The sequence below is a fragment of the Streptomyces sp. NPDC058145 genome (assembly GCF_042884245.1).
Taxonomy (GTDB): domain Bacteria; phylum Actinomycetota; class Actinomycetes; order Streptomycetales; family Streptomycetaceae; genus Streptomyces.
Map to the genome: position 1 here is coordinate 1 of NZ_JBHVUH010000040.1, position 18,270 is coordinate 18,270.

Genomic DNA, 18,270 nt, shown 5'->3' on the forward strand with positions numbered 1-18,270 from the left:
CCTCACCGGTGAGAACACCATCTCCTGGCGCGACCCGACATCACCGGAACAAGCCCGCATCACGGGATAAAACACCGGGATAAAACGACCTCTAAGAGGCCCTCGAACCACTCGACACCCTCGGTCAGCGGTCTGAGTCCCTATGTGAGTTCGTTCTGGACCATCTCGTGTGAGTACAACGCAGACATCCACCCCCCGATTCATACCGACGGTACGCGTCATGGCCACCCGCGGGCAGCACGGTTTCTCGTGCGCTGATGGCATAGCCATCTGACCCAAGCAGCGGGCTCCCCGTTGAACCCACGCAGCGGCTCACAGGTGGTCCGCGTCCCAAGTGAGGGTCTAAGAAGCCGTTGTCTTTCCGAGAGTCCCGGGCGCGTTTCCGCTGGTCAGGTGTAGGGGCGGTGTTTCGGCGGCAGGGACGAGATGTCGTGTCGTCTCTTCGGTGGAGGTGCAGGGATGCCGTCGGTGATGGGGTTGCTGGAGGAGCGTGAACGCGCCGCTCGGCAGCGGGTGGAGGCTCTGCAGGCCGAGCTGCGCGAGGCGGAGGCCGTGTGGGAGCGGTTCGTGATCGCCCGCGAGACGGTGGGCGAGGTCCTGGGTGAGCCCCGCAAGGCCGGGGACACCCCGCAGGCTGTGGTGGCCGGCGAACGGCCGGTGCAGGTCACGGCCGCGGTGCCCGGTTCGGTGGTGCCGCACTGGGAGCTGCATCAGCCAGGCCGAACGTGCGTTCCACCAGCCACCTTTTGGGGAGCACGGTGAAGCCGCTGGTGTTGTCGCTGCGTCTGACCACGGTCAAATGCGACGCGCAGGACCTCGCGGGTGAAGTCGACGAGTTGTCCGGTGTAGCCGCCGTCGGCCCACACCCGCGTGATGCGCCAGTGCCGCTCGTGCAGCCGGGCCAGCAGCGTCAGGCCCGCGTCCCGGTCGGTGACCGAGGCCGCGGTCACCGTCACGGCCAGCAGCAGTCCGAGGGTGTCCACCACGATGTGCCGCTTGCGGCCGTTGACCTTCTTCCCGCCGTCGAATCCCCTGGTCGCGGCAGGCACCGACGCGGCTCCTCTGACCGACTGCGCGTCGATGACACCGGCCGTCGGTTCCGGATCGCGGCCCGCGGCCCCGCGGACACGGTCGCGCAACCGGTCGTGGAACTCGGAGGTCAGGCCGTTGTCGCGCCAGCGCCGGAAGAAGGCGTAGACGCGGTCCCACGCGGGAAAGTCCGCGGGCATCGCCCGCCAGGCGATGCCGCCCGCGACGAGATAGCGCACTGCGTCCACCATCTGCCGGTGGCAGTAGCCCTCAGGCTGCCCGCCGCGGCCCTCCAGCCAGCCCGGCACCGGCATCGCGTCCCGCACAACCGCCCAATTCCGCATCGCTCATGTCCGACGGATACCTCGGACGCCTGTGCGGCCTGTCTGCGGCGTTCCCGAACCGGTGAGCGAGACAATCACACGTCAGGGAAGTCGAGTTGGACGACATCAGCGTCGGCACGGAAGACTGCAGCACCAGGGGCCTCCTGTTGCTCGGCTGGATTCGACACCCACGAGCTGTGCGGGAGGCCCCACCTTCATGCGCAGCCAGCCAAGAGATCACCCGACCGAGTCGACGACCTCGAACTCACGCTCACCAAGATCGATAGAGCAACGGCTTCTAACTGCGTGACGACGCTGGCGAACAGCGGCGGACGAGCGTGGACGTCTGCGGACCGTTGCAGCAGATGAGAGCTACATCAGCCCAAGGCGAGCAATTGTCAAATCCTGTGGATCTTGTCCGCGCGACCGGACGTCAGTTGGTTCAGAACCGAGTCCGGTCTCACAGGGTGGTGCTCGCCTGCCGTATGGCGGATGAGCTGCTAACTTCCGCGTCATGGCGAACCAGAGCGACGGCACAGATCTACGAAGCCGGGTGGCCGATGCCGACAGCGGTGTCCTGTTGTTCGGCATCACGCCGCCCCGCCTGAGCAACACTCCCGAGCGGATCCGGGAGATCACCGCAGCCACCCTGGCACGGTTGGAGTCCCTCGATGTCGACGGTCTGGCGCTGTACGACATCGACGATGAGAGCGACCGTAATCCGGCGCAGCGGCCGTTTCCGTACCTGCCGACCATCGACCCTGCCGTGTACCACGCGGACTATCTCGGCAAGTGGAACCGCCCGGTGGTCGTCTACCGGTGCGTCGGCAAGTACTCCCAGACGGAGCTGCGGACTTGGCTGCGGACGGCCGACGCCGACCGGCTGCTCGGCGTCTTCGTCGGCGCGTCCTCGAAGGGGAAGGCGGTGCGGACCGGCCTGTCCGAGGCGCAGGACCTGCGCCGCGATGTCCGCCCAGACCTGCTGCTCGGTGGCGTGGCCATCACCGAACGCCCCGAGGAGCATCTGCGGCTCGTCGCCAAGCAGGTGGCCGGATGCGCATACTTCATCTCGCAGGTCATCTACAGCGCCGACGCGGCGAAAAGCATGGTCTCCGACTACTACTACGCCTGCCGCGAGCGGGACCTCGAACCGAGGCCCGTCCTGTTCACGCTTTCGGTGTGCGGCTCGGTGAAGACGCTGGCGTTCCTCCAATGGCTCGGCGTCGACGTCCCGCGCTGGCTGGAGAACTCCCTGCGCCATGCGGACGACACCCTGGCCGAGTCATACCAGCACTGCTTGGCGAACGCCCGGGACCTGATCGCCTTCTGCCGCAAGCTCGGCATGCCGTTCGGCTTCCTCGTGGAGAGCGTGTCCATCCGCAAGGTCGAGATCGACGCCTCGGTCGCCTTGGCCCACGAGCTCAGCAGGCTGCTCGGACGCGGTACACCCTCGGTGTGAAGCCGGGCACGAACGTGCGGCTGTCGAATCCCGCGATCGGGACGCGGCTCAGGCCGCGCTGGCGTCCTCCCGTTCGACGAGGACGCCGCGCTTGAAGCGGGCTCCGGTTCGCACGAGGGCGACCAGGTGCGGCGCATTGACCGCGCGCCAGCGTTCCTGGGCGGACTCGATCAGCTTGAACGTCATCGCCAGAGCGGCCGACCGCGACCCGGCGCCACGGGTGACCTTGGTGCGCAGCCGCACAGTGGAGAAGGTCGACTCGATCGGGTTCGTGGTACGCAGGTGGATCCAGTACTCGGCCGGGTAGTCGTAGAACGCCAGCAGCACGTCCTCGTCGTCGACGACCTTCGCCACGGACTTGGGGAACTTCGCGCCATACTGCTTCGCGAACGCCCTGACGGCGGTCCTGGCCTGGTCTTTGTCCTCGGCATTGTAGATGTCTGCGATCGCGTTCTTCGCCGCCGGCTGCGCCGACTTCGGGAGAGCGTCCAGGACATTTGCCGTTTTGTGCACCCAGCATCTCTGCTCGCGCGTTTCGGGGAACACCTCGCGCAGCGCCTTCCAGAAGCCCAGCGCGCCGTCGCCGATGGCCAGTACCGGGGCGCGCATGCCGCGCCGGGCGCAGTCGCGCAGCAGGTTCGCCCAGGACTCGCCGGACTCCCGGTAGCCCTCGTCCAGGGCTATCAGCTCCTTGCTGCCGTCGGCTCGAACGCCGACCATGACCAGCACGCATGCCTTGGCCTCGTCCAGGCGCACCTTCAGGTGCACGCCGTCGGCCCACACGTAGACGAAGTCGGTCTTCGACAGGTCCCGTTTCTGGAACGCTTTGTGATCGTCGCTCCATTGCGCGGTCAGCCGCGACACGGTCGCCGACGACAGCCCGGCGGCCGACCCGAGGAACTGTTCCAGTGCCGGGACGAAGTCGCCGGTGGACAGGCCGTGCAGGTACAGCAGCGGCAGCACCTCCGATATCTTCGGGGTCTTGCGGGCCCACGGCGGCAGGACCGCCGAGGAGAACCGTTTACGCTCCCCGGTCTCGACATCGATCCGCCGGTCGTTCACTCGCGGCGCTTTGACCTGCACCGGCCCGGCCGAGGTGGCTATCGTCCGCTCTGCATGGAAACCGTTGCGCACGACCAGACGGCGACCACGCTCGTCACGCTGGTCGGCCAGGTCAGCGAGATAGCCGTTGACCTCCGCTTCCAGCGCGGCAGCCAGCATCCGCCGGGCGCCCTCCCGGGCGATCTCGTCGATCAGGAAGCCGTTCGGCGTCGTTCCGGCGGCATCAACTACGGTAAGCATGGGCGTGCCCTCCCAGCCGACGCGCCACGCCGGCCTACTCAGTGACCTTCGAATCGATCACTCGGGAGGGTGCGCCCTCACCGAGCCGATCCACAGGTTCTGAGCATTGCTCGCCCAAAGGCAACGCCCCCACCCAAGTGCTTCGGGACGAAGAGGTCATGCCACCCACTCCCGGTGCCCCCGGCCGGGGCAGGTGATTCAAAGCCCGATGAGAACGTGGCCGCAGTGGCGCTTGCCCAAGCCCGGCAGTCCGCCTGAAAGCGTACGAACGCTAGCGTGGTGATGAGGCAAGACGGGTTCTGCCGTCGACGGCGTGTCACGCCACTGTTCCGCCTTGGCAGCCGCCCGGGCCGATCTCCTTCTACCCAGAAGCTCATGAGCGAGCCGCTTGAGCTCCTTGCTGGCAAGCCCAATGTCTGACTCTCCTGTCACTGCGCGAATAGCCCCATCGACGCGCGCACGGAGCTGATCCAGGAAGACAGGGTTGCTTGGAAGCGGGATCCGCATAGGACCTACCCCCTTGAGCGGTTCGAGGGAGACCTCCGCTTCGCCACTGACTGCCTGTCGCACGTAGACAGTGATCATCGGTTCATTTGAGCTATCACCCAACGCAAGACCCCCACCGTCGCGTCACCTCGGCCATCCGCCTCAATGTCTCGCAGAACGGACTAGGAATCTAGCCTCGAACTTTCGTGATGGGCCGCCGACTTCGTCGGCGGCCCATCACGAAAGTTCGAGGCTACGTGCTCCTGGACGGCACCCTCAGCGAGTGCGACCGCTTGGGTGACGGACGCGCCGATTACTCCCACAAGCACCGGCGCCACGGCGTGAACGTGCAAATCGTCACCGATCCCCAAGGCCAGCTTCTGTGGATCTCGCCGGCCTTGCCGGGCCGCGCTCACGATCTGACCGCCGCACGCACCCACCGCATCACCCGAATCTGCGAACGCCAGGGCGTCCCGATCGTCGCCGACCGCGCCTACATCGGCGCCGGCTCCTGGGTCACCACCGCCATCCGCCGCCCGCCCAACGGCGAACTGTCACCGACCGAACGGACGCTGAACCGAGCACTCGCCCAGGCCCGCGCTCCTGTCGAACGAGGCGTCGCCCGCCTGAAGTCCTGGCGGATCTTCCGCCACAGCCGCTGCAGCCCGAACCGCATGACGGACATCGCCGCCGCGGTCCTCACCCTGGAGAGGCAACGCTGAAAAGGCTCACTGACTTCTCGTTAATCCTCCCGCCACACTCCTCCATCCATGAAGCCGGGGTTACTTCTCAGTCAACCCCCTAGTAACGGATATCATTCGCGATCGCCACTTCTACATTTGCTCCGGCGCCTTTAATCAAGGAATCGCAAAAGCCGCTGGGTGAAGCGCGGTTGACGCCGGTCTGTTGGCGACGCCGCGAATGCCAAGTCGTTTTATGTTCCATCAACATTCAACTCCCCATCCCCTGAGCAGCGTGATCGGTCCCTAGGGTCCTTAAGGCTTTTGTAAGGAAGGGACCCATGGAACAACTCCTCGCAATCCGGGCTCGCGGCGTCACGAAGAGTTTCGGTGACGTCGTCGCGCTCGACGGCATCGACCTCGATGTGACGCAGGGGCAGATCCACGGCCTGGTCGGACCGAACGGCGCCGGGAAGACGACCTTGCTCGGTCTTCAGCTGGGACTCGCGGTTGCCGACAGCGGCCGCCTCGAGGTCCTGGGGACGCCGGTCGGGAGGGCACTCGACGCTCCCGACGGTGTCGCCGGCTTCGTGGACGGTCCTGCTCTCTACCCGTCACTGACCCCGCGGCAGAACCTCGCCGCGCTGGCCGCACTGCGCGGCCACGACGCGCGCTCTGCGGGAATCGACGACGTACTCGCCGAGGTCGGCCTCACCGGCGTCGCCGACGACCGCACCCGCGGCTTCTCCCTCGGCATGCGCCAGCGGCTCGGACTCGCCGCCGCCCTGCTGACCAAGCCCCGACTGCTCGTACTCGACGAACCGTCCAACGGCCTCGATCCTGCAGGCAAGAAGCACCTGCACCGTGTCCTCAACCGGCTCGCGGCCGACGGGACCGCCGTCGTCCTCTCGAGCCACAACATGGACGACCTCGAGGCGCTGTGCTCCGAGGTGACCATCGTCGCCACCGGACGCGTCATCTTCTCCGGCCCGCTGAGCAAGCTGGCCGCCGACAACCGAGAACTCGACTACCGGCTGCTCACCTCCGACCCGCAGGCCGCCCGCCGGATGGCCGACGACACGCCCGGGATCCGCATCGTCGACGACGCCGGGGTACGCCGGGACGCCGAACTGCTCGTCGTCCGCGCCCTGGTGCCCGCCCTGGACGTCCTCGTGGTGCGGCTCGTGGAGGAGGGCGTCGCGCTCCGCGAGCTCACTCCCGTGGTGTCGCCGCTCGAAGCCGCGTTTGTCGCCCTCGCCGAGCAGCAGGAGGCCGGCCGATGACCGCTGCCCTCACCCAGAGCCCGGAACAGGAGCACGAGCCCGTGACCCGGGGCCGTCGCGTCCCCGTCACTCGCGTCTGTCGCTTCGAGTTCGTCAAGCTCGTCTCCCAGTGGCGGATCCGCCTGCTGGTCCTCGCCTGCTGGATCGTTCCCGCTGTCTTCGTCGCCGGCGTGAGCCAGCAGAGCACACTCCCCGTGGACACCCTCTTCGGGCGCTGGATGCACGCCACGGGGTGGGCCGGGCCGCTGGTGGCGCTCGGTTTCGCGGGCACCTGGGCGCTCCCGTTGCTGACGTCGGTGGTCGCAGGCGATGTGTTCGCCTCCGAGGACCGGCTGGGCACCTGGCGCCACCTGTTCGTGGCGGTCCGCTCGTCTCGACGGATCTTCGCCGGGAAGGCATTGGCCAGCCTCACCGTCATCCTGGTGCTCGTCGCCGGGCTGGCCTGCTCCAGCGCGATCGGCGGCCTCCTGACGGTGGGCAACCATCCGCTGGTCGGCCTCGACGGCCACCTGCTGACGCCGGACGACGTCGCGGTCAAGGTCCTGCTCGCCTGGGTCTGCGTACTCGCCCCGACGCTGGCCCTCGCCGGAATCGGACTGCTCGGGTCCGTCATGCTGGGCCGCTCTCCGATGGGGCTGCTGCTGCCCGCGCTCGTCGCCATCATCATGCAGGTCACGCAGATGCTGCCCCTGCCTGTGGCGGTGCGCCTGGCACTGCCGGGTTACGCCTTCATCTCCTGGAACGGCCTGTTCACCAGCCCCACGCAGCTTGCTCCGCTGCTGATCGCCGTCGCGGTCAGCCTGGCGTGGGCGGTCCTTGCGACCGTGCTGGCCTATGTGCTGTTCCAGCGGCGGGACTTCACCAATCTCGCCTACGACGGCTGCGGGCGCCACGCGCTCACCGTCGGGCTGCTGCCGCTGGTGGGGCTGACCGCCCTCAGCGTCGCGGCAGTAGCCGTATCCACAACTTCCATGGGTTCCGGGATCGAGCAGGGCAAGGTGCAGCGCTCCGTCGCAACGGCCTTCGCCCACCTCTATCGCATGCAGACCGACCAACTGCATCGCCCCGCCGTCACGGAGGCGCAACTGCGCACCACGGCGACATGCGCCAAAAGCGCGGGCAAGGGAGCACAGGAGGGCGCAGGCAACAACTGGCGGTGTGTCGTCAGTTGGCATCTGCCAGGCGTCGCAGTCACGGGGACGGCGATTTACCAGATCGACATCACCTCAGACGGGCGGTTCGTGGCCGACGGCGACGGTCCCAAGGAAGTGAACGGCTACTTCCTGCTGCGGACTTCGACCGGAGACGCCCCGAATCCGCTCTGGCAGTTCGACGGCAACGTCGAACTGCTCGACACCTCCTCGAAGGGATAGTTCCATGCAGGTTGCACGACAGCGCCGGGTTCAGCAGAGGGAGCAGGTCAACCTCTTCGGCAGACTCGTTGGCCGTCGGACCATGATGGTGACCGCCGGTATCGCGGTCGCCCTCGGTGTCACCGGCACGGCGGTCGCCTCGACGGCACAGTTCGGCACCCAGCAGGTTGGCCAGGTCACCGACCACGGCCAGGTCGTCTCCGACGACCAGTACATCCAGCCCTACGGTGACCGCACGGTCATCAACTCCGGCAAGATCATGTCGTCGGTGGTCAGCCCGGACGGCAGCCACTTGGCCGCCTCGGTCACCGACGGCGACGCCGCCTTGGTGATCATGGACCTGTCCACCGGGAAGATCGCGCAGAAGATCGGCACCAACGCGGCCGACGACCTGCGCATCAGCAGCAGCTCCGTGGGCCAGGAAGGCCCGACCTACTCGCCCGACGGCAAGTCGCTGTGGCTGGGCCAGGCGACCGGTTACACCAAGTTCACCGTCAACGCCGACGGCACCCTGGCCAACCCGGTCGCCGTGAACATCCCGACCGTCAGCGGCCACCAGGCCCTGGTGGGTGCCGCGGTGTTCTCCGCCGACGGCTCCACCGTGTACGGCGCGGTCAACGGCCAGAACAAGGTCGTCGCCATCGACGCCGCCACCGGCACCGTCAAGACCACTTGGACCACCGGCACCGCCCCGCGCGGCCTGGCCCTGGTCGGCGGCAAGCTGTATGTCTCCAACGAGGGCGGCCGTCCGGCCAAGGACGGCGAGACCACCATCAACTCCTACGGCACCCAGGTGCCGGCCGACCGTGAGACCGGCGCCTCCACCACCGGCACCGTCAGCGTGATCAACGCCGTCGACGCGTCGGCCGCCGTGGGCTCCATCGTCGTCGGTCTGCACCCGACCGCCGTGTACGCGAAGAACGGCGTTCTGTTCGTCACCAACACCGCCGACAACAGCGTCTCCGTCATCGACAGCAAGACGGACAAGGTCGTCCAGACCATCTCCACCCAGCCGTGGGCCGAGTCCTCGGTCGGCTACGAGCCCAACGCCGTCACCCTCACCGACGACGGCCGTCTGCTGGTGACCCTGGGCCGCGCCAACGCCGTCGCGGTCTACCGCTACTCGGGTGCGGCGACGCCCGCCCGCTACGTCGGCCTGCTCCCGACCGATTACTTCCCGTCGGAGATCGCCCAGGTCGGTGGGAAGATCGTCGTCTCCAACACCCGTGGTATAGACGCCCGCCGTAACCCCTCCAAGCATGGCACTCACGACACCACGTCCAGCCTGACCACGTTCACCCTGCCGAGCGACGACGAGATCAAGTCGTACACGCCCAAGGTGTTCCAGATGAACGGCTGGAGCGGCGACTCGCTCAAGCTGTCCCGGAACAACGGCAACGTGCCCGCGGTGCCGGTCCCGGCGCGCCTCGGCGACCCGTCGACGATCAAGCACGTCTTCTACCTGGTCAAGGAGAACCGCACCTACGACCAGGTCTACGGCGACATCTCGCAGGGTAACGGCGACTCCTCGCTGACCCAGTTCGGCGAGAACGTGACGCCCAACCAGCACGCGCTGGCCAAGCAGTTCGGCCTGTACGACAACTTCTACGACATGGGCACGAACTCCGCCGAGGGCCACAACTGGCTGAACCAGGCGGACAACCCGGAGTACACCGAGTCCTCGGCCGGTGAGTACACGCGCTCCTACGACACCGAGGACGACGTTCTCGGCCACCAGAAGTCCGGCTTCATCTGGACCGGTGCGAAGGCGGCCGGGAAGTCCGTCAGGGACTACGGCGAGTTCCAGACGCTGGAGCAGAAGCCGTCGGGTGCGAGCTGGCAGAACCTGTACTGCGACAGCAAGGACATGGCCGCGACCGGCTCGCCGACCAAGTACCCCATCAAGACGGGCTCGGCGATCCCCTCGCTCAACGACGTCTCGGTACAGGGCTTCCCGAAGTTCGATACCAGCGTGCCGGACGTCTACAAGGAGCAAATCTGGGAGCAGGACTTCAAGAAGAACGGTCCTGCTGACCTGAACATGTTCTGGTACTCCAACGACCACACCGGTGGCCCGGCGAACTCCGCCGCCCAGGTCGCGGACAACGACCTCGCGGTCGGCCGCATGGTCGACACGATCACACACAGCAAGTACTGGAAGGACTCGGCGATCTTCATCGTCGAGGACGACTCCCAGGCCGGCAAGGACCACGTCGACGGCCACCGCGCGCCGGTCCAGATCATCAGCCCGTACGCCAACCACGGCACGGTCGACAGCCACTACTACTCGCAGGTCACGATGGTCCGCACCATCGAGCAGATCCTCGGCATCCACCCGATGAACCAGATGGACACCGCGGCCACCCCGATGGCCGACGCGTTCACGAACAAGCCCGACTTCACGCCGTTCAACGCCGTGGCCAACCGGACCTCGCTGACCCTCGGCGTGAACCCGGCGCCCAGCTGCGGTACGGACGCCCCCGCCCCGCAGAACCCGGCGGCGCCCGCGCCCACGACGACGGCCGTCCCGGCGGCGCAGCAGCCGCTTGCCGACGAGTGGAAGAAGTGGCTCTCCAAGCAGCGTCTGACCGGTGACAACGCCGTGCCGGACTACGCCAACAACGAGCAGATGGACCGCTACACCTGGTACGACACCCACGACTTCAACAAGCCCTACCCGGGTGACAAGAAGATGTACGCGCCCAAGGACGTCCCCGGCGCCAACCTCCCGTCCGCGGAGAACGACGGCTGACGCAGTAGACCGGTCGGCATAGCCTGACCGTCGTCAAAGGGCCCCTGGCCGGCATCCGCCGGCCAGGGGCCCCCGCCGTTCGGGAGTGTCGAAGAGCAGCTGGTCGCGCCAAGCCAGGTACGCCATTCTCTGGGCGTGTTCCAGGGTGTCCCAGTCGGCCGGATATAGGGGAATCCGTATGCCCTGCTGCTCCAGGTGGGCGCGCCGTTGATCGCCGCTCAGCTCGCGCCAGTGGGCCGGCGGCCGCCAGGCCATGGGCTCCTTGCTGGTCCTGATCGACATGTGCCGACACCGTACTGGCTGTCCGCGCGCGGCCCTAGGCTCGAACACATGAGCAGTCCCATTTCGCTGGCCGCCCTCGCGCCGATCATGTCGCGGATCATGGTGGACACCGTGGAGATCTTCCGGCCTGGCCCGGAGGTCTTGGATCCGGACTCGGGCGTCTACATACCGGGCCCAGACATCATCTACTCCGGGCTGGGTGCGGTCTTCTCCGCCGGCGGCCCGGCTGGTGATCTCCGTGGCTGGGCAGCCCACCCCGGACGACCCTCGAATGCTCCCAGGGCAGCCGCATCAGAGGATGCTCGCTCTCTTGCGGTGTACAGACGCATCGGGCGCAGGAGCCGGAAGACGTCATCCGGGTCCATGGCGTGCCAGGCGCCGCGGACATGGCCGGCGGGCAAGGCGCCGTGCCGCGCGGACGCCACCCAGCTGAGCCAGGAACATGGCGCCGTGAACGGGAGAGGTCGTCAGGCCCCACATCTGGCGCCGGGTACCGGCAGCCACGATCAAAGCTCCGAGCGCGGACCCACCGATCGACAGGCGCGCCGAGGCCGCGCTGACCTGGTGCGCTTCATCCGCGGCGGACAGTACACGCCAGGCGTGCTCCAGCCCTGGTCCGCAGACGAGGTCCGCCGCCCATGCTGCCGCGGGAGCCTGCCTTGCGAACTCCTCCGGCAGGGTAAGAGCCACTCCCACGTCCGCGCCGTCGAGGCGGGCACAGCGTGATCGGCCCACCGCAGCAGCTCCGCAACGCTGGCGTGCTGATCCACCAGCTCGGGGATGCCAGCGGGAAGCTGCTCAGCTGGCACGTCGCACAGTTCGAGGCGGAGCGGCCGGAAGCAGGCCCCGACTCGGAGTAGTAGGCGCTCCAGCGTGCGCTCTTGCTGACCTGCGCGTAGATGTGGGCTGTGGCCCTCACACCACCGATCGAGCCCATGCTCGCCCAAGCCTGGCCCGCGCTTCCCCCCGACCGGGCGTTGCCGGGCGGGCTGGCGTTCGAGAAGAAGCCGGACGGCTACCGGGCGCTGCTCTTCACTCGTGCCGGCCACGCGTTCCTGCAGTCCCGCAACGGCGCCGACCTCACCCCGGCCTTCCCCGACCTGGCTGCCGCGGCGCTCGCCCTCGGCCGGCCCCTCGTCCTGGACGGTGAGCTCGTTGTCGTCCAGAACGGCCGACTGCACTTCGGGGCGCTGCAGGCACGAGCGCGGCACCGTGGCCGGGGAGCGGCCGAGGTGACCGTCGACCGTCCAGCCCATCTGATCGTGTTCGACGTCCTGGAGACCGACGCCGAGCTGATCGGCCTGCCGTACCGCGAGCGCCGCTCCCTCCTCGAGGGGCTCTTCGCGGACGGCCTCCTCGTATCCCCGTTCACCCTCTGTCCAGCCACCACAGACCGCGCCGTTGCCGAGGACTGGCTCGATCCCGCCTGGGGCGCCGCCGGTATCGAGGGCGTCGTGGTGAAAGGTCTCGCCCAGCCGTACCGGCCCGGACACCGCGACTGGATCAAGGTACGAAACAGGATGAATTGCATTGGCTGCAACAGTTCGTAGAGCCTTGTCTCGAACGTTCCCACTGATCAAAGACGCTGTCTCGGGGATGCCCTGAGCCGCCTTCGGCAGATGACCAGCACTGCTCGATCTGGACGCAACAATGATGCGTTTGATACAACGACGGCTATGGTCGCTGAGGCACCCGGTTCGGTGCGTCTTGCCCTGGCCCCGAACGTTGTCCTCCTGGACCCGGAGCCAGCGGTTTCCTCTGCAATGAAGGACGGTTGGGCTCGGCAGCAGTCCGCGCGGTTCCTCCAGGCTTCGACAATCCAGCCCCGGCTGCGCCTGATCCAACGGTTCGAAGAGTTCACGGGGTTGTACCCGTGGCAGTGGACTCCCGCCGATGGCGAGGCGTTCATCGTCCACCTTCGCAGCGGGGCCAAGCCGATCCAGTTGTCTACGGCTCGGGCGTACGAGGTGGTGATCGAGCTGTTCGTGGAGTACCTGCTGGACCGCCGGTACGGGTGGGTCGAGACCTGCCAGGAACGGTTCGGCCTGTCACCGCAGGTGATCTTCCACGAAGGCAACTCCGTCCTGCACTCGGTGGAGTACGAGGGCGATCCCCGGCGCCGTCCTCTGACCTACGATGAGGTCCAGGCGCTGTTCGACGCCGCCGATGCCCGGCCTCGACGCATTCACGGGCAGGGCCGCAAGGGCACACTCACCGCGCTACGCGATGCCGCCGCGCTCAAGACGATCTATGCCTACGGCACCCGGCGGACCGAGTCCTCGAAGGTCGACCTGGTGGATCTGCGGCGGCACAGGAAGGTTCCGCAGTTCGGGACCGCCGGCAGCATGACCGTCCGGTACGGCAAGTCCTCCAAGGGAACGCCGCCAAAGCGACGGACCGTGCTTCTGGTGCCCGAGATGGACTGGGTGGTCGACGTCCTCGACGAGTGGGTGCACGAGATTCGCCCGCGGCTCTCGCCAGAGCGACACCCGGCCTTGTGGGTAACCGAGCGGGTCGGACGGATGTCTCCCCGCTCGATCAACGAGGCGTTCGCGACGGCACGCCAGGACGCCGGCCTCGACGAAGACCTCGATCTGCATTGCCTGCGCCACAGCTACATCACGCATCTGACCGAGTTCGGCTACCCTGCCCGCTTTGTTCAAGAGCAGGTGGGCCATTCCCACGCTTCTACGACAGCCATTTACATGGGCGTCTCGGACGAGTACCGGAACCAGCTCCTGGAAGCTTCGCTGAAGCGCAGGCTGGGTGACGACTGGGACCTTAAATGATCAAGAAGATGGGCTACGAGTGGTGTCTGCGGGCCACGATGGCCGAGCACCAGATGTTCCAGACCTCGGACCTGGTGCCGCTCCTGGCGGAACGTGGCGTGACCCTGTCGCGTGAGCAGGTCTACCGCTTGGTGACACAGCCGCCCCAGCGGATGAGCATGGACACCTTGGTCGCGCTGTGCGACATCTTCGAGTGCACGCCGAACGATCTCATCAAGCCGAACGTGGTCAACGCCCAGGTCAAGAAGACCGCGGACGGACAGGCCGAGCCACTGCCGCTGAAGGAGCGGCGTACCACGATCCGGCGCCCGGGTCAGCCGTGAGGCCGCTGACACCGGACCAGATCCGCTTACGCGCCGAACTCGCCGCCGCCCAGGAGCAGATCGTCACACTGCTGCGGTCAGCGGTGGGCGATTCCCTTGCCCCCGAACAGGCGCAGGCCATGGCGGAGGAGGCTCGAGCATGGCGTGGCGCGAATGCCTTCCGCCTGGTGCGCTATCTGTCCGACAAGCCCGACGCTCTGAGCACGCCCAGCAGCGACTGCCCGACCTGTGTGGTGCGTTTGCTGGCCGCACTCACCGCCGCCGGGCACGGTGACAAGGTCACCCTGGTGGCCTGTGGCGACTGCGGACGGACCGACCCTCTTCCCACCAACAACGGACCGGAGGGACGACTGTGCGCACGCTGCGCCGGCCGACGTGCCAAGAAACCGTGCGCCCGCTGCGGCAAAGTGGCCAGCATCTACGCCCGCCGACCGGAGGGCGGCATCTGTAATCCGTGCAGGAACAAGGAGCCGGACGCCAAGGAGGAATGCGCCGACTGCCGCCGGATGATGATCTCGTACCGGCGCCTGCCCGACGGCACCAGCCTCTGCCAAACCTGTGCTCCCAAGAACACTCAGACCTGCTGCCGTTGCGGACGACTGCGCCGGGTCAACGCACTTACCTCCGACGGGCCGGTCTGCGGCAGCTGCTACTCCAGCCCTGCCCGCCTGTGCGGGGTCTGCCGGCAGATCGTTCCCATCGTCGCCCGGGCCGACGGCTCCAGGCCGGACACCTGCGACCGGTGCTACAAGCGGCACGAGAAGACCTGCGCCATCTGCGAAAGGGTCCGCCCCGGCCACCACATCAACGGTGGCCTGGGCCCGTTCCACTGCGACACGTGCCGCCCTCGCGACGAGTGCGCCTGTGCCCTGTGCGGCCAGGTCGCGAAGGTCAAGGTCTTCTGGCCACGAGGGCCGGTATGCAACTCCTGCTACCGAGCAGCTCTGTCGACCCCTGCACCGTGTGCATCGTGCAGTCGACAACGCATCCTGATAGGTCAGACGGCCGAGGGAACCCTCCTGTGCAAGGCGTGCTCGTTCCCCGACGAACTGGTCGAGCGCTGTTCTGCCTGCGGTGAGCCAGCGGACCTCTACTCCGGCGACCGCTGCCCTCGCTGCACCCTGACCGCCCGCGTGACCGAGCTGCTTTCCGTAGACGGCACAAGCGTGGCCCAGCCCCTCCAACCCCTCGCCGTCGTCCTGACCAGCGCGGAAAACCCCTACCGCGTCCTGCAGTGGCTGCGCCGAAGTCCCACCGCCCGTCTCCTGGGACGCCTGGCCCTCGATCCTGGAGCGCTGAACCATGAATCCCTCGACACGCTGCCACAACGGGCTGCCACCGCCTACGTGCGAGGGTTGCTCGTCACCGCCGGCATCCTGCCGCCACGCGATGAGAATCTCGCCCTGCTCACCAACTGGGTCGCGCGGACCGTGGCCAAACTCCCCGCCCGGCACGCCCATCTCATTCGTCCGTTCGCCGAGTGGCACATCATCCGCGACGCCCGCCGACGCTCAGCCCGAGGCCGTTACACCTACGCCGCGCACAAAGGCGACTGCGGCAACGTGCTCGCCGCCATCGACTTCCTGAACTGGCTCGACTCCCAGCACCTGCCCCTCCGTCGACTCCAGCAGCCGCATCTGGACACCTGGGCAACCGACAGACCAACCCTGCGCTCCCGTTCCATCCCCTTCCTCCGCTGGAGCACCGCACGACGCCTCTGCCCGCCCGGTCTGGCCATCGATCGCCCAGCCTCACAACTCCCTGGCCACTTCCAAGCCGAAGACGAGGCCCGCAACGAGCTGTTGCGCTGCTTCAACGACACCGCGTTGCCCTTGGACATCCGCGTCGCGGCTGCTCTCGTCCGTCTCTACGCCCTTTCCCTGACCCGCATCGTCGAGCTCACCGAGGACCACATCAGCCGCGACCAGGAACACACCTACCTGGCCGTCAACCAGCACCCCTTCGTGCTCCCGCCGAAGCTCGCCCGTCTCATCGACGATCAGCTCCAGCACAGCACGCCCCGGCACAGCACCGCGGCCGGGCATAGGTACCTTCTGCCGGGCCAAAGCCCTGGCCGCCCGCGTAACCCCCTCGGCCTCGCCGACACCCTGAGACACCACGGTCTGCCCGCCCGCGCAGCTCGGAACACCGCCATGATGGACGCCCTGGTAGACCTACCGCCCATGGTCATCGCCGACCTGCTCGGCATCCACCCCAAAACAGCCGAACGCTGGGCCACGCTCGCCGGCGAGAACTGGTCCGAATACTTGTCCTCGCTGACGTGACGGGGCCGGGCTACGGGGCTGCTCACCCAGTGGGCGAATGCTGCAACCCACGAATACCGACACTCACCAAGGTGTGCACCCCGGCGACGACCCGTCGGTAGGTCGGCGGAGCCGACCGGTGCTCGGTAGTTGACGTCCTGCTGGAGATCGGAGCCTTCTGCGAATGCAACATTGCGCGGGCGGTGCAGCGCGCTAGGCCGCAGCAGGGGACAGCGGCCTCGCCCTGGTGGCGCTGAGGCGAGGCCCATGTCCGCCGAAGGCGTCCTTGGCCGGTGGTTACGCTTCCTTGAGCTTGGCCACGATCCACTTGCCGAGTTCTTTGGTCATGACGGTGTGGCCTTCGTTGGTAGTGGCGCAGAGGAAGTCGTGGAGGTCGCTGCTCTCGCGGTCGACCTTGGTGTAGAGGGCGGTCTGGTCGTCGATGTCGGCCGACGCCACGGCGCTGACGGTAGGAACAAAGGTGGAGGTGTTGTGGGCGAGTTCCGGCTGACGCTCGTTGACCACCGCGGCCAGTACGGCGGCCATGCCGAAGTTGGCGGCGTCTTGCAGGAGCGGGGCCTTGGGGAAGAGGCCGCCGGGAGCGCCGTCGAGTTCGGGGAAGCCGATGGTGTTGATCGAGACGGCGGCCTGGCGCGCCTCCGCCATCTGGGCGACGGTCTGTTTGCCGGGGCCCTGGGTGCGGAGGTGGGCGTTCACCTTCGGTCCGAGGGCAGCCATCGCGGTGTCGTCGGCGGGGATGTGGTTCCCGTCGCCGGTGCCCGTTCCGTTGGCGACACCGAGCAGGCGGGGGCGCCGGGGCCAGTCGCCCACCCGATGGAGTGCTGCCAGGAAGTCGGTCCGTTCCTGGTCCTGGCTGGCGGCGACATCGAGGGTGGCCTCGGTGCCGGTTGCGACGTGCCAGCGCAGCATCTGGCGTGCGGCCGGGCTGTTGACCAGGTCGGAGTAGACGCTGAGGAGCGGGTTGGTGTCACCCCAGTTTTGGTTCACGAAGTGGGCGAATGCCTGGACTCCGATGGGCAGCCACGCCCCGGTGTGCGGGGTGTCGTAGGAGAGGTAGGTGGAGGTCTCGTGGTCCTCCCCCTGCATTTCCATGCTGGCCAGGGCGTAGCGGGCGACCAGTCCTCCCATGCTGAAGCCGCCCACCGTCAGCATGGCGCTGCCTTCGCGGTCGGCGACCGTCCTCCTGATGCACTCGATCGCGACGTCGGCGTTGTCGAGGATGGATGCGGAGCGTTCGTTGAAGCCCAGGAGGATGACGTCGAAGCCGTTCTCGCGCAGCGCGGAGATGAACGGGTAGCCCCCCTTCTCCAGGCCGTCGTACAGCGCGTAGCCGTTGCTCCCTCCCATGGCAAAGCCGTCGGCGAGGATCACCGGCCGCCTGACGTTCGTCTGGCGGGATGAGCTGTAGAAGACCCAGGCGGTTCCGTTGCGGAGCTCCCACTTGGTGTGCCAGGGATCCACTTTCGCGGCTGCGGGCTGAGCGCCCGGAGGGGTGCCCCAGATGTTGACTACAGGCTTGGACATGCTTCGACGTCTCCTTGGTGTCGCGGCCGATCATGCCGAACGCAGCCATCGTCTCGACGCGAGAATCCGTACCTAGCACAAATCCATTGGTATCACTCTCCCGGTGACGAAATGGCTCTTATCGGGCCTGTCCTCGTGCCTCGCGTACGCAGGTGCCCCCTGCCTGGTGCCTACGCGGGCAGGAATAGCGCAGCGTCGGAATACCGCCTCTTCGCCAGTGCGCCCGTGAGACAGCCGAGGCCGTCATCGCAGGATTGACGTCCTCCCCCTCGTGAACGAGGGGGATTCCCCTATGAGGGGGTTGGGCCGGTCGCCCGGCTTTCAGGTTCCTGCTTCACGGACCGCCTGGCGGCGAGGTCTCCACAGGCTGACACGGGCTG

At 67.3% G+C, this 18,270-nt stretch carries 15 protein-coding genes and 1 pseudogene; 12 read left to right on the top strand and 4 right to left on the bottom strand.

Going from position 1 to position 18,270, the window contains the following annotated elements; genetic code table 11:
• The first annotated feature begins 459 nt into the window (after nucleotides 1–459).
• Nucleotides 460–762, top strand: coding sequence for a hypothetical protein (locus ACFVVO_RS38620; RefSeq protein ID WP_390061532.1), 303 nt, complete (start codon nucleotides 460–462; stop codon nucleotides 760–762).
• On the opposite strand, the gene ACFVVO_RS38625 is transcribed toward ACFVVO_RS38620, so the two are convergent.
• The gene (locus ACFVVO_RS38625; protein ID WP_390061534.1) at nucleotides 711–1,373 is read right to left on the bottom strand and encodes an IS5 family transposase; all 663 of its coding nucleotides are present in this window, start codon (nucleotides 1,371–1,373) and stop codon (nucleotides 711–713) included. The two genes, ACFVVO_RS38620 and ACFVVO_RS38625, sit on opposite strands and share 52 nt — an antisense overlap.
• Before the next feature lie 493 nt (nucleotides 1,374–1,866).
• Here ACFVVO_RS38625 and ACFVVO_RS38630 point away from each other — a divergent pair, with 493 nt between their 5' ends.
• On the top strand, nucleotides 1,867–2,811 hold the full coding sequence (locus ACFVVO_RS38630; protein WP_355944478.1) for a 5,10-methylenetetrahydrofolate reductase: 945 nt from the start codon (nucleotides 1,867–1,869) through the stop codon (nucleotides 2,809–2,811).
• A 48-nt stretch (nucleotides 2,812–2,859) separates the two neighbouring features.
• Here ACFVVO_RS38630 and ACFVVO_RS38635 read toward each other — a convergent pair whose 3' ends face one another.
• On the bottom strand, nucleotides 2,860–4,113 hold the full coding sequence (locus ACFVVO_RS38635) for an IS256 family transposase (RefSeq protein WP_390061536.1): 1,254 nt from the start codon (nucleotides 4,111–4,113) through the stop codon (nucleotides 2,860–2,862).
• Nucleotides 4,114–4,853: 740 nt separating this feature from the next.
• Between ACFVVO_RS38635 and ACFVVO_RS38640 the strand changes: the two are divergent.
• The 4 genes and pseudogenes from ACFVVO_RS38640 to ACFVVO_RS38655 all read left to right on the top strand — a co-directional run.
• Nucleotides 4,854–5,321, top strand: a pseudogene (locus ACFVVO_RS38640) (transposase family protein); the annotation flags it as partial.
• A 299-nt stretch (nucleotides 5,322–5,620) separates the two neighbouring features.
• Nucleotides 5,621–6,562 (top strand): ABC transporter ATP-binding protein, encoded by a 942-nt coding sequence (locus ACFVVO_RS38645; RefSeq protein WP_390061538.1) that lies wholly within the window; start codon nucleotides 5,621–5,623, stop codon nucleotides 6,560–6,562.
• On the top strand, nucleotides 6,559–7,935 hold the full coding sequence (locus tag ACFVVO_RS38650; RefSeq protein ID WP_390061540.1) for an ABC transporter permease: 1,377 nt from the start codon (nucleotides 6,559–6,561) through the stop codon (nucleotides 7,933–7,935). Before ACFVVO_RS38645 ends, ACFVVO_RS38650 begins: the two co-directional genes overlap by 4 nt.
• 4 nt (nucleotides 7,936–7,939) lie before the next feature.
• Nucleotides 7,940–10,687 (top strand): alkaline phosphatase family protein, encoded by a 2,748-nt coding sequence (locus ACFVVO_RS38655; protein ID WP_390061542.1) that lies wholly within the window; start codon nucleotides 7,940–7,942, stop codon nucleotides 10,685–10,687.
• A gap of 33 nt (nucleotides 10,688–10,720) precedes the next feature.
• Here the strand turns inward: ACFVVO_RS38655 and ACFVVO_RS38660 are convergent, their stop codons facing one another.
• Complete coding sequence (locus tag ACFVVO_RS38660) at nucleotides 10,721–10,969, bottom strand: hypothetical protein (RefSeq protein WP_390061544.1); 249 nt, start codon at nucleotides 10,967–10,969, stop codon at nucleotides 10,721–10,723.
• Nucleotides 10,970–11,056: 87 nt separating this feature from the next.
• Here ACFVVO_RS38660 and ACFVVO_RS38665 point away from each other — a divergent pair, with 87 nt between their 5' ends.
• From ACFVVO_RS38665 to ACFVVO_RS38690, 6 genes are all read left to right on the top strand, one after another.
• A complete protein-coding gene (locus tag ACFVVO_RS38665) occupies nucleotides 11,057–11,695 on the top strand; it encodes a DUF6093 family protein (RefSeq protein ID WP_390061557.1) in 639 nt (212 codons plus the stop codon).
• Nucleotides 11,692–11,829, top strand: coding sequence for a hypothetical protein (locus ACFVVO_RS38670; protein ID WP_390061546.1), 138 nt, complete (start codon nucleotides 11,692–11,694; stop codon nucleotides 11,827–11,829). The genes ACFVVO_RS38665 and ACFVVO_RS38670 overlap by 4 nt, the downstream gene beginning before the upstream one ends.
• A 48-nt stretch (nucleotides 11,830–11,877) precedes the next feature.
• Nucleotides 11,878–12,519 carry a hypothetical protein gene (locus ACFVVO_RS38675; RefSeq protein WP_390061548.1) on the top strand — a complete coding sequence of 214 codons (642 nt, stop codon included), beginning with the start codon at nucleotides 11,878–11,880 and terminating at the stop codon, nucleotides 12,517–12,519.
• A 126-nt stretch (nucleotides 12,520–12,645) separates the two neighbouring features.
• Nucleotides 12,646–13,758: a tyrosine-type recombinase/integrase gene (locus ACFVVO_RS38680; protein WP_390061550.1), complete on the top strand. Its 1,113-nt coding sequence runs from the start codon at nucleotides 12,646–12,648 to the stop codon at nucleotides 13,756–13,758.
• Nucleotides 13,755–14,081, top strand: coding sequence for a helix-turn-helix domain-containing protein (locus tag ACFVVO_RS38685; RefSeq protein ID WP_390061551.1), 327 nt, complete (start codon nucleotides 13,755–13,757; stop codon nucleotides 14,079–14,081). The genes ACFVVO_RS38680 and ACFVVO_RS38685 overlap by 4 nt, the downstream gene beginning before the upstream one ends.
• A gap of 119 nt (nucleotides 14,082–14,200) precedes the next feature.
• Nucleotides 14,201–16,366, top strand: a complete 2,166-nt coding sequence (locus tag ACFVVO_RS38690) for an XRE family transcriptional regulator (protein WP_390061553.1) — start codon at nucleotides 14,201–14,203, stop codon at nucleotides 16,364–16,366.
• 276 nt (nucleotides 16,367–16,642) lie between these two features.
• Here ACFVVO_RS38690 and ACFVVO_RS38695 read toward each other — a convergent pair whose 3' ends face one another.
• Complete coding sequence (locus tag ACFVVO_RS38695) at nucleotides 16,643–17,890, bottom strand: esterase/lipase family protein (RefSeq protein ID WP_390061555.1); 1,248 nt, start codon at nucleotides 17,888–17,890, stop codon at nucleotides 16,643–16,645.
• Nucleotides 17,891–18,270: the final 380 nt, after the last annotated feature.